The organism is Sinorhizobium sp. M4_45 (assembly GCF_002885915.1).
Lineage (GTDB): Bacteria > Pseudomonadota > Alphaproteobacteria > Rhizobiales > Rhizobiaceae > Sinorhizobium > Sinorhizobium meliloti_A.
The window spans coordinates 55,728-71,233 of sequence record NZ_NWVE01000003.1 but is presented as its reverse complement, the minus strand read 5'-3'; the positions used below and the strand labels follow the sequence as shown (position 1 = coordinate 71,233).

Annotated in this window: 13 protein-coding genes; 7 read left to right on the top strand and 6 right to left on the bottom strand. The window is 63.5% G+C overall.

All coding sequences use genetic code 11. The features are described from left to right. Window positions 1-36: 36 nt before the first annotated feature. Both CN933_RS10600 and CN933_RS10595 read right to left on the bottom strand, forming a co-directional pair. Window positions 37-795, bottom strand: a complete 759-nt coding sequence (locus CN933_RS10600) for a sulfite exporter TauE/SafE family protein (RefSeq protein ID WP_102761747.1) — start codon at window positions 793-795, stop codon at window positions 37-39. Window positions 796-895: 100 nt separating this feature from the next. Then, window positions 896-1,600, bottom strand: a complete 705-nt coding sequence (locus tag CN933_RS10595) for a GntR family transcriptional regulator (protein ID WP_102761455.1) — start codon at window positions 1,598-1,600, stop codon at window positions 896-898. A gap of 103 nt (window positions 1,601-1,703) precedes the next feature. Here CN933_RS10595 and CN933_RS10590 point away from each other — a divergent pair, with 103 nt between their 5' ends. From CN933_RS10590 to CN933_RS10560, 7 genes are all read left to right on the top strand, one after another. Beyond that, window positions 1,704-2,435, top strand: coding sequence for a FadR/GntR family transcriptional regulator (locus CN933_RS10590; RefSeq protein ID WP_100670902.1), 732 nt, complete (start codon window positions 1,704-1,706; stop codon window positions 2,433-2,435). A 52-nt stretch (window positions 2,436-2,487) separates the two neighbouring features. Further along, window positions 2,488-3,465, top strand: a complete 978-nt coding sequence (locus CN933_RS10585; RefSeq protein ID WP_180980703.1) for a dihydrodipicolinate synthase family protein — start codon at window positions 2,488-2,490, stop codon at window positions 3,463-3,465. 118 nt (window positions 3,466-3,583) lie between these two features. Further along, on the top strand, window positions 3,584-5,092 hold the full coding sequence (locus tag CN933_RS10580; RefSeq protein WP_018095929.1) for an ABC transporter substrate-binding protein: 1,509 nt from the start codon (window positions 3,584-3,586) through the stop codon (window positions 5,090-5,092). Window positions 5,093-5,164: 72 nt separating this feature from the next. Beyond that, window positions 5,165-6,088: an ABC transporter permease gene (locus CN933_RS10575; RefSeq protein ID WP_003532182.1), complete on the top strand. Its 924-nt coding sequence runs from the start codon at window positions 5,165-5,167 to the stop codon at window positions 6,086-6,088. 11 nt (window positions 6,089-6,099) lie between these two features. Continuing rightward, window positions 6,100-7,032: an ABC transporter permease gene (locus tag CN933_RS10570; RefSeq protein WP_026168691.1), complete on the top strand. Its 933-nt coding sequence runs from the start codon at window positions 6,100-6,102 to the stop codon at window positions 7,030-7,032. Next, a complete protein-coding gene (locus CN933_RS10565) occupies window positions 7,029-8,669 on the top strand; it encodes an ABC transporter ATP-binding protein (protein WP_102761454.1) in 1,641 nt (546 codons plus the stop codon). The genes CN933_RS10570 and CN933_RS10565 overlap by 4 nt, the downstream gene beginning before the upstream one ends. Then, window positions 8,666-9,553: a DMT family transporter gene (locus tag CN933_RS10560; protein ID WP_102761453.1), complete on the top strand. Its 888-nt coding sequence runs from the start codon at window positions 8,666-8,668 to the stop codon at window positions 9,551-9,553. Before CN933_RS10565 ends, CN933_RS10560 begins: the two co-directional genes overlap by 4 nt. Window positions 9,554-9,635: 82 nt before the next feature. On the opposite strand, the gene CN933_RS10555 is transcribed toward CN933_RS10560, so the two are convergent. From CN933_RS10555 to CN933_RS10540, 4 genes are all read right to left on the bottom strand, one after another. After that, window positions 9,636-10,568, bottom strand: coding sequence for a 2-hydroxyacid dehydrogenase (locus CN933_RS10555; protein ID WP_102761452.1), 933 nt, complete (start codon window positions 10,566-10,568; stop codon window positions 9,636-9,638). A 2-nt stretch (window positions 10,569-10,570) separates the two neighbouring features. Further along, window positions 10,571-11,296 (bottom strand): ribonuclease activity regulator RraA, encoded by a 726-nt coding sequence (locus tag CN933_RS10550; protein ID WP_102761451.1) that lies wholly within the window; start codon window positions 11,294-11,296, stop codon window positions 10,571-10,573. A 25-nt stretch (window positions 11,297-11,321) separates the two neighbouring features. Then, window positions 11,322-13,043, bottom strand: coding sequence for an L-arabinonate dehydratase (gene araD / locus CN933_RS10545; RefSeq protein WP_026168690.1), 1,722 nt, complete (start codon window positions 13,041-13,043; stop codon window positions 11,322-11,324). Between the two features lie 134 nt (window positions 13,044-13,177). Continuing rightward, entirely contained in the window at window positions 13,178-15,382 is a 2,205-nt protein-coding gene (locus tag CN933_RS10540) for an amylo-alpha-1,6-glucosidase (protein ID WP_102761450.1), read from the bottom strand. Window positions 15,383-15,506 lie beyond the last annotated feature (124 nt).

Sequence of the window (15,506 nt, the reverse complement as noted above, 5' to 3'; positions counted from 1 at the left end):
ATCCTGATTGGAACCCGAGCGCACTGAATAGGCGGATCAAGTGCTCCCCGGAAAAATCCGCAGGAGCGTATCTCTCTGCTCCCAGACCATCACTGCTCCGCTCAGCGCCATGAAGCCGATCACGATTGCGCGGAAATTCAGCTCGCTTATGTTCGCCAGCACGCGCTTGGCGAGCCAGTTGGACAGAAGCGCTCCCAGCCCGGCGGCGATGCCGAACATCAGCAGCTTGCCTGTCAATGCTCCGAACGCCGTATAGGTGCCGATCTTGGCGAGATGCATGGGTAGGGAGATTGCTGTTTTGGTCCCCACCATCTTTTCCTTGGTGATGCCGGCATTGAGATAGAGCGTGTTGAGGATCGGCCCCATGGCTCCGATCAGGCCGGACAGAAATCCGACGATCAATTGTGCCGGGAAAAACCACCAGGTTGCAGCCGCGAAGGCCCTTTCCCGCCGGCCGAAGCCGTACTGGAATATTGTCGAGATCAGGAACAGACCGACGACGATCTGAAGCCACTCCGCCGAGGTGTTGGAGAAGGCGGCGGCGCCGAGGACGCCGCCGAGGGCCGCGCCGGGGAAACCCCAGGCGACGACGCGCCATTCTATATCCCGGAAAAACACCAGGATGCGCCCGCCTCCCGTAATGACGGTGGCGACCGCGGCCACGGGAGCGACGGCCTGGGCACCGGCGATGTAGCCGATAAGCGGCACGAGAAGCATGGCTCCGCCTCCGCCGCCGATCGTCGAAACGATCCAGGCGATGAAACCCGAGGCGGCGAGGAGCAGATAATCCATCATGTCGAACATGCCCTCAGGCGAGCCGGATCAGACAAGGAGATCCGCGGGACCGTCGTCTGCGATCCTATCGATGAGGTGGCCGCGCGCGGCTCCCGGCATTTTAGCCGAGTTCTATGTAGTCCGGATAACGCGCCGCAATGTCGTCGATCATCGACAATGTACCGGAGAGGTGGATCTTCATCGCCTGCGCTGCCTCGACCGGCGCACCCTTTTCGATGCTTTCGATGATCATGTCGTGGGTGTCCACCACACGTTTGGTGCCGACATTGACGAGATTGAGACGCCGCAGACGATCGATATGGCCGCTGTGGCGGCGGATGATCGGCCAGATATGCTCCAGCCCCGCTTCCTCGAAGATGATGAAGTGGAACGCACGGTCGGCCGCGAGAAACTCCGCATGTTCCTTGGAGGCGAGGGCTTTCAGCCTGGTGTTCGCCGCTCGCAGCCGGTCTGCGATCTGCCGCCTGCCGGGCTTTTCCGCCAGATTGAAGACGGCTTCCTGCTCGACGGCGCGGCGCATGAGGTGGGTCTGGCGTGCCAGATTGATATCGATTTTCGACACCAGCGTCGCATATTGCGGATAGACGGTGACGAGGCCTTCCTCCTCCAGGCGCATCAGCGCGTCACGCACCGGTGTCTGGCTGAGACCGAACTGTTTCTGCAACTCGACGCGCGAGAGCGCCGTGCCGGGGGCGAGGTCGAGTGCGAGGATCCTCTCGCGAAGATATTCCACGATTTGCGGCGCGATCTGCCGGGTGCGGTCAAGGCCGCTGCGGTGTTTGGCAGCCGGAGCTTCCGATATCAAAAATCTAATCCTCCAGGACGGTTCCAGATCCTGTAATAATGCATTAATGTGTTAGTGTGAAGTGGATCTCGCCGGCCGGCCCGGCAGGACAGGAAGGATCGCCGTGCCCGCGAAGTCGCCCATCCTCGAAAGCCTAGCCGAAACCCGCCCGTCGAGCTATGCCGATCAGGTCTACGGGCGCATCCTGCACGACATATTGAACGGCATCTTTCAACCGGGCGCGCGGCTGCCGACGGAGAACGAACTTGCCGAACGCTTCGGCGTCTCGCGCCCGGTCGTCCGCGAGGCGCTTGCGCGCCTGCGGGTCGACGGCCTCGTGGAAGCGCGGCGCGGCAGCGGCACCTATGTCTTGAGCAGGCCCTCGCAAGATCTGCCGAACCTGGCCGACCTGGAGGACATTTCGCGCTTCCTGCGCTATCAGGAGCTTCGCTTCTACGTGGAAGGCCAGGCGGCAGCACTGGCAGCGGAGCGGCGTACGGAAAAGCAGCTTGCCGCCATCCTCGAAGCCCATGAGGCCTTCGCCCATGAGGTGGGCCGCGGGGCTTTCCTTCCCGAAAGCGACCGGCGTTTCCATCTTGCGATCTGCGAGGGAACAGGAAACGAGTTTTTCGCCAAGGCGTTGGAAGGTTCGGAGGTTTCGCTGACCAGCTTCATGAATGTCTCGCTTGCTCTCACCCGGTCCGGATCGCAGGCACGCGCCCGTCGGGTCATTGCCGAACATGCCGAGATCGTCGAAGCGATCCGCACGAAAGATTCCGTATGGGCACGGGTGGCGATGGAAACGCACATCATCAAGGCGCGCCGAAGGATGACGGACGGAACGATCGACTCCTGATAGGTAAATATATTTTACAAATCATCGGGCATGTTGTAATGAAAACCGACTTATGGAGGAGGTTCTCATGCAAACTCGACTTGACGCCCGTGATTACGCAGCTTCCGTGGTGGCGGTCCCGCCCATCGCGTTGAATGCGGACCTGACGGTGAATGCCGACGCCAACGTGGCGATCATTCGCCATATCGAGGCAGGCGGGGTGCGTATTCTCCTCTATGGCGGAAACGCCAACCTTTATCATTTCGGCCTGGACGACTATCGCGCGGGCATGGAGGCGGTGATTGCGGGCGCTGCACCGCAGACCGCTCTCGTCACGTCGATCGGTCCGGACTTCGGCAAGGCCCTGGCGCAGGTGCCGATCGCCCGCGATCTGGGTTTCAAGAACGTGATGCTGCTCCCGACGCAGTTTCCAGCAGATTCCGCCGGTGTCGCCAATGGCGTGCGCCGCCTCGCGGCGGTCCTTGGCCATGGCCTGGTGCTCTATCTGAAGCGGGAGAATTATGTCGATCCGGACGAGCTTGCCCGCCTCGTCTCCGAAGGCGCGGTCGATTTCGTCAAATATGCGGTGGAGCGGGCCGATCCGGCGCAGGACGCTTATCTCGACGCCGTCATGGCGGCGATCGGGAAAGACCGGATGGCGAGTGGCATGGGCGAAACGCCGATCCACGACCATCTCGGCCGCCGCGCAATGACGACCTATACTTCGGGCGCGGTCTGCATTGCCCCTTCGGCCGCGATGGAACTCCTTACGCTCTACAAGGCCGGGCGCGGAGCCGAGGCGTTGGAGCTCAGCCGGCCGTTTCTGGAGTTCGAGAGAGTTCGCACAGACCTTGGCGGTTTGCAGGTGCTTCATGACGGCATGCGGCTGGCAGGGATCGCCGACACGGGCCCGCTGATGCCGATGATCTCCAATCTGAGCGCTGCGAAGCTTGGCCCCGTCGGCGTAGCGGTGGAGAGCTTGAAGCAGGCTGAAGCCGCCTGCCTGAGGCGCTCCGGAAAGGCAGCCGCGACCGCTTTCAGCCTGAGTTGACACTTTCGTGTGGACACACTAATACATTAGTGCGCTAGTGCGGATGCGGTGCCGGAGGACTACGAGGCCGAAAACGGCCCGCCGCAACGTCCTGGTCTTTATCGAGGAGGAGAAAGAAATGACCATCCGCTATTGTACCCGCGCCGTGGCGCTTTTGACCGCGACGCTCTTTTCGGGCGTCGCGATGGCGGCCGAAGGCGAGGTTAAGATCGTGTTGCCGGAGCAGCCGGCCAATCTCGATCCCTGTCGCTCCATCAGGTCGGATATCGGCCGCATCATCAATTCAAACATTACCGAGACCCTGACTGTCATCGACACGGAGAAGGGCACCGTCGGCCCCTGGCTAGCGGAAAAATGGGAGCAGGTGGACGATCTGACCTGGCGTGTGCATCTCAAGAGCGGCGTCAAGTTTCAGGACGGCGCGGCATTCGACGCCGAAGCGGTGGTCAAGTCCATCAATCGCCTGATGAACCCCGACCTCACCTGCGACAGCCGCTCGAAATTCGGCGACGTCAAACTGACGCCGAAGGCGATCGATGCGCAGACGGTGGAGATCTCCTCCGACAGCCCGGTGCCGATCATGCCGACGCTGCTCGGCACCGTGCAGATCGTCTCCCCCAACATGCCGTTCGACAAGGAAAGCAACGATCCCGTGGGCACGGGACCCTATGTCGTCGAAAGCAAGTCCAACGAGCAGATCGTCCTGAAGCGTCACGATGCCTACTGGGGTGCCAAGCCGGACGTCACGCGCGCGACCTATGTCTGGCGCAGCGAGTCGGCCATCCGGGCGGCCATGGTCGAATCCGGCGAAGCGGACATGACCCCATCCATCGCCGTGCAGGACGCGACCAATGCCGAGTCGGACTTTGCCTATCTGAACTCAGAGACGACGCGCATGCGCATCGATGCGCAGATTCCGCCGCTCGACGATGTCCGCATCCGCAAGGCGCTGAACATGGCCATCGACTGGGACGGCATGGGCGAAGCGCTGTTCGGCAAGGACGTTCTGCGGGCTTCGCAAATGGTCGTCCCGGGCGTTCGCGGTCATAACCCCGATATCAAGCCATGGACCTACAATCCCGAAGAGGCGATGAAGCTGGTCGAGCAAGCCAAGGCCGAGGGTGCTCCGGTCGACAAGGAGATCGTGCTGATCGGGCGCAACGGTTTCTTCCCGAACTCGGCCGAAAGCCTCGAAGCGATGCGGTCCATGTGGCAGGAGATCGGGCTCAACGTCTCCATACGCCAGCTCGAAGCGGCCGACTGGGTGCGCTATCTCGACAAGCCCTTCCCGGAGGGACGCGGGCCGACGCTCTTCCAGCAGCAGCACGACAACAACACGGGCGACGCCGGGTTTACCGCTCCGGTCATGTATCTGAGCGAGGGACAATATTCGACGATCGCCGATCCCGACCTCGACGTCGTGCTGAAAAAGGCGATGGCCGCGACCGGCGACGAGCGTGAAAAGCTGTTTCAGGAGGTCTTCGCGAAGGTGCACGACGAGATCGTCGCAGACGTGCCGATGTACCACATGATCGGCTATGTCCGTGTCGGCTCGCGCCTCGACTGGAAGCCGGACCTCAAGACGAACAGCGAAATCGCGCTCTCCGAGATCCATTTCAAGGACTGACCAACCCGACCTGCCGCCGCGGCGTGTCTCACGTCGCGGCGCCCTCCTTGATTACGGTGGAAAGGAAACGCCGTGTTCGCTTTCATTCTCAGACGCGCCGGCCAGAGCCTGATCGCGGTCATCGGACTTCTGGTGCTCGTCTTCTTCCTCTCGAGGCTTACCGGCGATCCGGCCTATCTCTATCTGCCGCTCGATTCTTCCGAAGCGCAGCGTCAGGCCTTCTCGGAAGCGCACGGCTTCAACGATCCCCTGGTCGTGCAATTCGGCCGGTACCTGGTCGATCTCGCGCGCTTCGATTTCGGGGACGCGCTGAGCCGCAACCGGCCGGCCATGGAAGTAGCGCTCGAGGCCTTTCCGCAAACGCTGAAGCTCGCCGTGATCGCGATCGTTCTTTCTCTCTGTCTCGCCGTCGTCGTCGGGTCGCTTGCCGCGGCACGCCCGAACAGCCTGTTCGACAAGATCGCGAGCACCGCGTCGCTGGCGGGCGCCAGCGCCCCGGATTTCTGGGTTGCGATCGTGGCGATCCTTGTCTTCTCCGTCGGACTGGGCCTGCTTCCGACCTCCGGGACGGGAACGGCGCTGCATTGGATCATGCCGATCTTCGTGCTGACCCTCAGACCCTTCGGCCTGCTGGTCCAGGTCGTTCGCGGCACGATGATGGGTGCGCTTGCCTCGCCCTATGTGAAGACCGCGCGGGCCAAGGGCGTGAACCGGTCCCGGATCGTCTTCCGGCACGCCCTGCGCAACTCGCTCCTCCCGGTCATCACCGTCGCCGGCGACCTTGCTGCAAGCCTCGTCAACGGCGCCGTCGTCGTGGAAACCATCTTCGGCTGGCCTGGCATCGGCAAGCTCATGATCGACGCGATCGTACGGCGCGACTTCGCGCTCATCCAGGCGACGGTGCTGGTGACGGCGATTGCCATCTTCGTCCTGAACATCGCGATAGACCTCGTCTATGCGCGGCTCGATCCCCGCATAAGGTTTGAAACGAGATGAGTGCGACGGCCATGACGACTTCCGCCGATACCCCCGAGACGAAAGTCTCGCGTTTTCAGATACTGCGTCTCGTCAGCCGGGACTGGCTGGCGCTCGCCGCCGTGATCTTCCTGCTGGTCGTGGTTGCATGCGCCGTTTTCGGTCCGTGGCTGATGGGCGACCTCATCGACAAACCGAATTTCCGCGCACGAAACATGGCGCCGTTCAGCCTGTCTCAGGGTTGGACCTATGTGCTCGGCGCCGACACGCTCGGCCGCAGCCTTCTCGCGCGCCTCGTGGTGGGTGCGCAGAACACGATCGGCATTGCGTTCTTTGCGGTGCTCTGCTCGGTCGTCATCGGCGGCATGCTCGGCTTGATTGCCGGCTATTCGCGAGGCGCCGCCGGCACGATGATCATGCGCGGTGCTGACATCGTGATGAGCTTTCCTTCGCTGCTGCTGGCGCTGATCGTCCTCTTCAGCCTGGGCCCTTCCGTCACCAACCTCATTCTGGTGCTGGCGATCACCCGCGTGCCGATCTATCTGCGCACCACGCGTGCGGAAGTGCTCGAGGTGAGAGAGCGGATGTTCGTCAGCGCCGCCGTCGCGCTCGGCGCCAATCACACGCGCATCCTTTTCCGTCACATCGCCCCGATCGTGCTGCCGACGCTGGTCACGATCGGAGCCATCGACTTCGCAACCGTCGTTCTTGCCGAGTCGTCGCTGAGCTTCCTCGGCCTCGGCATCCAGGCGCCTGAATTCACCTGGGGAGCCATGGTCGCGACCGGCCGCGGCTATCTCTCGACCGCCTGGTGGATCGCATTCTGGCCCGGCCTGGCGATCCTCTTGACGACGCTTTCGCTCAATATCCTGTCGAGCTGGTGGCGCACCTATGCCGATCCGCAGCAGCGGTGGCGGATCGAACTCGCCCGCTCGAAGAAGGGCATTCCGGAGAAACGCAAATGACCGGCCCACACCTCCTCGAGGTCAAGGATCTGACCGTGGATTTCCTGTCGCTCGGAGGTGCCTTCCGTGCGACGAGCGGGGTCAGCTTTCATGTCGACGCCGGCGAGACGCTCGTGATCCTGGGCGAGTCCGGCTCCGGCAAGTCGGTCAGCGCCAGTGCGATCATGGGGCTCATCGACACGCCTCCGGGCGATATCTGCGCGGGTTCGGTCGCCTATCGCGGGCGCGATCTCTCCTCATTTCCGGAGGGTGAGCGGCGGGACCTCAACGGCCGCAGGATCGCGATGATCTTCCAGGACCCGCTCTCCCATCTGAACCCCGTCTATACGATCGGCTGGCAGCTGGAGGAGGTGTTCAGTGTCCACGGCGTTGCGACTGGTGCCGAGGCTCGGCAAAGGGCGGTCGACATATTGAGGCGCGTGGGCATCCCGGAGCCGGAGAAGCGCATCGACCAGTATCCGCACCAGTTTTCCGGCGGCCAGCGCCAGCGCATCATGATCGGCATGGCGATCGCGCTCAGGCCGGAAATCCTGATTGCCGACGAGCCGACGACGGCACTCGACGTGAGCGTGCAGGCGCAGATCCTCGAGCTTCTGAAGAAGCTGCAGGCCGAAGAGGGCCTTGCCATCATCATGATCACACATGACCTCGAGGTCGCCGCCAATATGGCCGACCGGGTGATCGTCATGAAGGCCGGCCGCATCGTGGAGGAGGGCGAAGCCCGCGCCGTCTTCGAAAATCCCGCCCACAGCTACACGCGGACGCTGATCAATGCCCTCCCGCATGCCGACGATGGAGCGCCGGCGAGGGCGCCGCGGCCGGCTGGGAAACCGATCCTGGAAGTGAAGAACATCGACAAGTTCTACACGCTCTCGTCCGGGCTTTTTGCGAAGCCGGCGCGCTTGCATGCAGTCAAGAACCTGAGCTTCGACGTCGCAGCCGGCGAGACGATCGGGATCGTCGGCGAGAGCGGCTCCGGCAAATCGACCGTCGCGCGCGTGCTTCTGGGCCTGAACGAGGCTTCCGGCGGCCAGGCGCTGTTTCACGGACGCGACGTGCTGAAGATGGACCGCAAGCAACTGCTGGCCTTCCGCCGGAAGGTGCAGATGGTGTTCCAGGACCCCTACAGTTCGATGAACCCGCGCATGACGGTGTTCGACATCGTCTCGGAGCCGTGGCGCATCCACAAGGACATTCTGGAGAAGGCGCGCTGGCGCGACCGGGTCACCGAATTGCTGGGGCTCGTCGGCTTAAATCCAGAGCACGCCAAACGCTATCCGCACCAGTTCTCAGGGGGCCAGCGGCAGCGCATCGCCATTGCCCGAGCGCTTGCCTGCGATCCGGAACTCGTCGTCTGCGACGAAGCCGTCTCGGCGCTCGACGTCTCGGTGCAGGTGCAGGTCATCGACCTTCTGGCGGAATTGCGTGACCGGCTGGGCCTTGCCTACATCTTCATAACCCATGATCTGCCGATCGTTCGTCACTTTGCCGATCGCATCATCGTCATGAAGAGCGGCGAGATCGTCGAGCACGCGACGACGGAAGAGATCTTCCGCAACCCGCAACATGCCTATACGCGTCAGCTCATCAATGCGACTCCGAAGCCGAAGTGGCAGACAGCCGCCGACGCGGCATGAAGAAGATCGCCCTGCCTGCGGCCGTCGCCGGAGCGCTGCTGATGGGGGCAAATTCCCTGGTCGCGGCGATGGACGGCGTCATCGTGCGCTTCGTGGCCGGGGAGGTCCACCCGATCGGCATCGTCTTCTTCCGTAACCTTGCCAGCCTGATCGCGCTCTATCTGATGCTGTGCCGCCGCGGATTTCCGCTCGGCATCGCGCAATCCGGCGGCCGGTCGATGCATTTCTCCGTCCATGCGATCAGGGCCGTCATCAAGCTTCTGGCGCTCGTCGCGGCCTTCATTGCCGTCACCGAGATACCTTTGGCCTCCGCGACCGCGATCGCCTTCACCATGCCCCTCTTCGTTGCGCTCGGGTCGGTACTTTTTCTCGGCGAGCGGTTCTCGGTCGCCCGGGTCCTCAGCCTCGTTGCCGGCTTCGCCGGCATTCTGATCGTCGTCAGGCCGGGCGCCGCAACCTTCCAGTCAGGCGCGGCCTGGGCGCTGGGGTCGGCGGTCGGTCTCGCCATCGTCGCGCTGTTGATGAAGGTTTCGGCCGAGCGCGAGGACCCGCTCAGTATCGCCTGGCTGAACCTGCTCGTGACGGTCCCCGTGGCTTTCGTCATGGCTCTGCCCTTCTGGCAGACGCCTTCGCTGTTCAGCCTCGCCCTCATGGCGCTGCAGGGTATCGGCGGCCTTTTCGCCCAGCTCTCCTTCGCGAGGGCAATGAAGCTCGCCGACGCTTCGCTGCTGGTTATCGTGGACTTCATCCGGCTGCCGATCGCCCTCGTTCTTGGCCTGGTGCTTTTCGGCGAGCCGATCCGGCTGGAGGTCGTGATCGGCGGAGCGATCATCCTTGGGGCGATCGTATTGCTCTTTCACCGCGAGGGGAGGAGGCGAGGATAGGGACGGGGCCGCGAGCGTGCAAGGAACGAACCCCTCCCCATTCACAGGTGGGGCGGGGGTGGGGAGGGGTTCTTGCGAACGATCACGCGTGGCGGCTCTCGAAATGCTCCACCAATGCGGCAACCATGCTGTCGCCCATCTGCTGCCGCGTCTCGCGCGTACCGCTGCCCATGTGCGGCGAGAGGACGACGCGCGGGTCGGTGCGGAGCGCTTCCGGGACGAAGGGCTCCTTCTCGAAGACGTCGAGGGCCGCGCCGGCGATCCCGTTTCCGGCGAGCGCCGTGATGAGCGCCTGTTCGTCGACGATCGTGCCGCGCGAGACGTTTACCAAATAGCCTTCCGGGCCGAGGCTCGCGAGCACGGCGCCGTTGACGAGGCCGATCGTCTCGGGAGTGGCGGGACAGGTGACGATCAGAAGATCGGCCCAGGCCGCGAGCGCCTCGATGCCGTCGAAATAGGGAAGGTCGACAGGCTTTCGCCTCGGGCCGTAATAGGCGGTCGGCGCTCCCATCACGCTCAGCCGGGCGGCGACCGCCGAACCGATATGTCCAAGCCCGACGATCCCCGTCTTCATCGATCTCAGCGAGCGGCCGAGCGGGAAGGCACTCTCGCCCCACTTTCCCTCGCGCACGAAATCGTGGCCGCGCATGAGGCCGCGCGTGGCCGAAATGCTTAGTGCAAGCGCAAGGTCGGCGACATCCTCGGCAAGGATCTTCGAGGTGTTGCGGACGACGACGCCACGGGCATGCGCGGTCTCGACGTCGATGCCGTCGAGACCGGCACTGTAGCTGGAGATGATCTCCAGCGCCGGCAGGCGGTCGAGCATGGCCGCATCGATATGGGCGTGCCTGACGGCGATGCCGCGAATCCGCGCTCCGTATTCGGAAAGAAACGGCCCGATCGCCGAGGCATCCTTCGGCAGCGGGACGGTATTGAAGGTTTCCTTCAGTTCCAGATCGGTCTTTTCCGGCAGTTCGGCGGCCTGAAGGATGGTGATGTCCCTAAGCATCGTCATGCCTAGCGTCCCTTGGTCCGGCGCCAGGCGGCAAATTCCGTCTTTGTCTCATCCTTGGTGGCGGGATAGAGGCCGATGATGGAGCGGCCCTTCAGGACCTCCTCGGTGACGAAGTCTTCGAAGGCCGTCATCTCGACGGCTTCGGCGGCGATCTCATCGGCGAGATGGGCGGGGACGATGACCACACCTTCGCGATCCCCGACGACGACGTCTCCCGGCCAGACGGCGACGTCGCCGCAGCCGATCGGAACGTTGATGTCGAGCGCCTGGTGCAGCGTCAGGTTCGTCGGCGCGGAGGGACGGCTGTGATAGGCGGGGATGTCGAGTTCGCCGATTTCCGGGCTGTCCCGGAAGCCGCCGTCGGTGACGACACCCGCGACGCCGCGCACCATCAGCCGCGAAACCAGGATCGAGCCCGCGGAAGCCGCCCGCGGATCCTTCCGGCTATCCATCACCATGACGAAACCGGGTGGGCACTTCTCCACGGCCGCGCGTTGCGGGTGTTCGGGATTTTGAAAGACGGAAAGCTGGTTCAGGTCCTCGCGGGCCGGAATGTATCGAAGGGTAAAGGCCTGGCCGACCATGTTCTTCGCCTTCGGCGAGACCGGACGAACGTCCTGAATGAACTGGTTGCGCAGGCCGCGCTTGAAGAGGGCGGTGCATAAGGTGGCGCAGCTTACGCCTTCGAATTTCCTGCGTGTCTCGTCGGACAGAACATAGGTGGTCATGTTTCCTCCCTGGAAGTTCGTGAAATCAGAAAATGTCGGGCTCGCCCACTGGGGCGCCGAAGGCGGTTTCGAGAAAGTCGAAATCGCAGCCCTCATTGGCCTGCTTGATGTGCTTCGAGAACATCCAGCCATAGCCGCGCTCGTATCTGTCGGCGGGCCGCGTCCACTCGGCGCGGCGTTTCGCCAAGGTCGCTTGGTCGACCAGCATGTCGATCGTCCGGTTAGGGACGTCGACGCGGATGATGTCTCCGGTCCTCACGAGCGAAAGAGGGCCGCCGACATGGGACTCCGGCGCCACGTGCAGGATGCAGGCGCCGTAGCTCGTCCCGCTCATGCGGGCGTCGGAGATGCGCAGCATGTCGCGATAGCCCTGCTTCAGGATCTTTTTCGGGATCGGCAGCATGCCCCATTCCGGCATGCCGGGCCCGCCCTTGGGCCCCGCATTTCTGAGGATGAGCACGTGGTCGGGCGTGACGTCGAGATCCTCGTCGTCGATGGCGGCCTTCATCTCCGGATAGCTGTCGAAGACGAGCGCCGGCCCCTCATGGACCCGCAGCCGCTCCTCGCAGGCGGACGACTTCACGACGCAGCCATCCGGCGCCAGATTGCCCTTCAGGACGGCGAGCGAGCCTTCGTGGTAGATCGGGTTGGAAAGCGGCCGGATGACATCCGAATTGTGGACCTCCGCGCCCTCCAGCGTCGCCCCCAAGGGAAAGCCGCTCACCGTCATCGCGTCGAGATGCAGGAGGTCCTTCATTTCGGCCATCAGTGCGCGAAGCCCGCCGGCATAATAGAAATCCTCCATCAGGTACTGCTTGCCGGAGGGCCTGATATTGGCGATCACCGGCGTCGTACGGCTGACCCGGTCCAGATCTTCGAGCGTCAGCGGCACCCCGGCGCGTCGCGCCATGGCGATGAGATGCACCACGGCATTGGTCGAACAGCCCGTCGCCATTGCCACGGCACTCGCATTTGCGACCGATTTTTCGGTGATGATTTGCTCAGGTCCCAGCTTCTCGTGAACCATTTCGACGATCCGCCTGCCGCATCGCGTGCTCATGCGGATGTGGTTGGCGTCGGCTGCGGGGATGGAGCTCGCGCCGGGAAGCGTCAAACCGAGCGACTCGGCGATCGCCGTCATCGTGCTTGCCGTTCCGAAGGTCATGCAATGGCCATAGGAGCGGGCGATCCCCTCCTCCACGCCGATCCATTGCTCATCCGTTATCGTTCCCGCACGGCGCTCGTCCCAGTACTTCCACGCATCCGAGCCGGAGCCGAGATACTCGCCCTTGTAGTGCCCGCGCAGCATCGGGCCGGCCGGCAGGAAGATCATCGGGAGGCCGGCACTGATGGCACCCATGACCAGGGCAGGCGTGGTCTTGTCGCACCCGCCCATCAGCACGGCGCCGTCGATCGGATGGCCGCGCAGCAATTCCTCGGCCTCCATGGCGAGGAAATTCCGATAGAGCATCGTCGTCGGCTTGAGCGAGCTTTCCGAGAGCGACTGCACCGGCAGTTCGACGGGAAAGCCGCCGGCCTGCAGCACGCCGCGTTTCACGTCCTCGATCCGGTGCTTGAAATGAGCGTGGCACGGATTGAGATCCGACCATGTGTTCAGGATGGCTATGATCGGCTTCTCGCCCCAGTCCTTGGCGTCGTAGCCCATCTGCATCAGGCGGGAGCGGTGACCGGAAGAGCGCAGGTCATCGGGGGTAAACCACCGTGCGCTTCGAAGTGTGGATGTCATTGGCTTGGATATTCCCGACAGGTGGATCTTCCACGCCGATGTAGCATGACGGGAAACGGGGCGCAATACACTAATGCATTAGTGTAGGTCGGGCCGGCCGGGAGCAGCCTGCGGTGCTCCCGCAACGTTCCAACTCAATGCGTCGTCAGCACCTTCACTCCGCCTCTCCGGTCCAGGACGTCGACCACGACCTGGGATCTCGACCGTCTCAGGGCTATGTCAACCATCCCCGAACCGACTCGCAGCCGTTTCAGCACGACCTCGTCCAGGAAGGGCGGGAGCGTCGGTTCGTGCAAGGTCACATGCATCCTCCCGGCATCGAAGCCGAGGCCGATCATCGACTGGAGCAGATAGAGGGGCGCCGCCGCCGCCCAGGCCTGCGGCACGCAGGAAACCGGATAGAAGGTGGGCCCGCGGGCGCGCTGGCGCGCGAAGCCGCAAAATAGCTCCGGCAGACGTCTGAGGTCGGTGTAGGTGGAGGCCGCGAACAGCCCTTCGAAGATGCTCGCCGCCTCTGCTTGAAAGCCGTAGCGCACGAAGCCTGCCGCGATCAGCGCATTGTCGTGTGGCCAGACGGAGCCGTTGTGGTAGCTCATCGGATTGTAGCGCGCTTCCGAGGCGGCGATCGTGCGCACGCCCCAGCCGCAGAAGGAGGATTGCGCCATCAGCGTCGACACCACCCTGCCGGCGCGCTCCGGCAGGGCGATGCCGGTGAAGAGGGCATGGCCCGCATTGGAAGAGCGGACGCGGCAGGGGTTCTTGTCCCCGTCGAGGGCCAGCGAATAGGTTCCAAGCTCATCATCGTAGAAGGCCGTGTCGAACCGGATGCGCAGGTCTTCGGCCCGTCGTTCGAGCCTCAGCGCATCCTCGGCATGGCCGAGCTTGCGCGACAATCGGGCGGCCGCCTGCCAGGCGCCGAAGACATAGGCCTGTACCTCGGCGGCCGCGATCGGCCCCGAGGCCAGATTGCCCCCGGCATGGAAGATCGAATCGTGGCTGTCCTTCCAGCACTGGTTCACCAGGCCCTTTGCGGTGCGGCTTCCATATTCGACGAAGCCGTCGCCATCGCGGTCGCCGAAACGGTCGATCCAGTCAAGTGCCGCCACCACGTTCGGCCAGAGGCTCCGCACGGTATCGAGATCGCCGGTGCGATCGAGATAGGCGCCGGCAAGCATGATGAAGAGAGGGGTCGAGTCGATGCTGCCGTAATAGCGCCGGAAGGGCACCTCGCCGAGTTCCGCCATTTCGCCGTAGCGCATCTCATGCAGGATCTTGCCCGGCTCCGCATCGGCGGCGGGGTCGAAATCGGTCGCCTGGTTGGCGGCGAGATGCCTGAGCACGCCTTTCGCGATTGCCGGGTCGAGCCACAGTGTTTCGAGCGCGGTGATGAGCGCGTCGCGGCCGAAGACGGTGCTGAACCAGGGAATTCCGGCGTAAGGGTAGGGACCTTCGGGCGTTTCCGTGAGCAGCATGTAGAGATCGGCGACGCTGCGCCTGACGGCTTCGTTGAAGACGGCGTTGGAGGTGACCACCGCAGCGGCGCGCGAGGCCGAGTAGCGCAGCGCCCTCCTGGCATCCCGCAGCGCCAGAAAGAAGTTGAAGGACGGCGGGTGCGGGTTGTCCCGGACACTGTTGCAGACGATCTCGATGAAGATCGATTGCGCCTGATGCGGCGCGAGCTCGACGACAAAGCTCGCCTCCTGTCCTGTGAGCCTCTCCGGTTCCGGATCGAAGCGGAGCGTCGTACTGCGGGTCTGGCCGTCGAGGCCGTCATAGGCCAGAACGACCCGGGCGTTGCCGACCATCGCGCTGTGATGGGTGCCGCGGCGCCGCCTGGGGGTGCCCCGCACCTCGAAAAGGTCGGCGAAGTCGGCGGCGAAGGACAATTCGACCTGCAGCCTTCTCGGCACTTCATCGAAGTTTCGGAAGACCAGGCGCTCGTAGCAGGCCTCCTGCCAGAGGAACCGGGTACGGCGCACGTGAATGAGGTCATGCTTCAACACCTCGCCACCGGGATCGAGCACGAGAGCCGGATTGGTGAGATCGCAGTCGAGCGTGGCATTGTCGTCCCTGAGCGTGGAACTCAGCAACAGCGACCGGGCGCCGTTCAATGTCAGCACGAACTGCGACAGATGGCGGGTGTCGCGGTGGAAGATCCCCTCCGGATTGGAAGGAGAGGAAAACGCGTCGCCGTTGTGATCGAACACGGCGAAGGTATCGCCGTGCTTCAGGGATCTGGAGCTTCGCTCGTAACGCGAAACCGCTGCAGGCCCCAGGTCGTCCGCAGATGTCACGTCGGGAGCGGCTTCGGCCGGCCCCCCGGAGAGATTGCTTCCCATCGGATCGGTCTCCGTTGCGTCCGAGCAGAATGAGGGAGGTGCGTGCCGTTTTCCACGCGCATCCCGCTTTCGCTCCTCGAGTAGATCACGATGCGTTCAGGTCGATCAGAACTCATCCGTGATC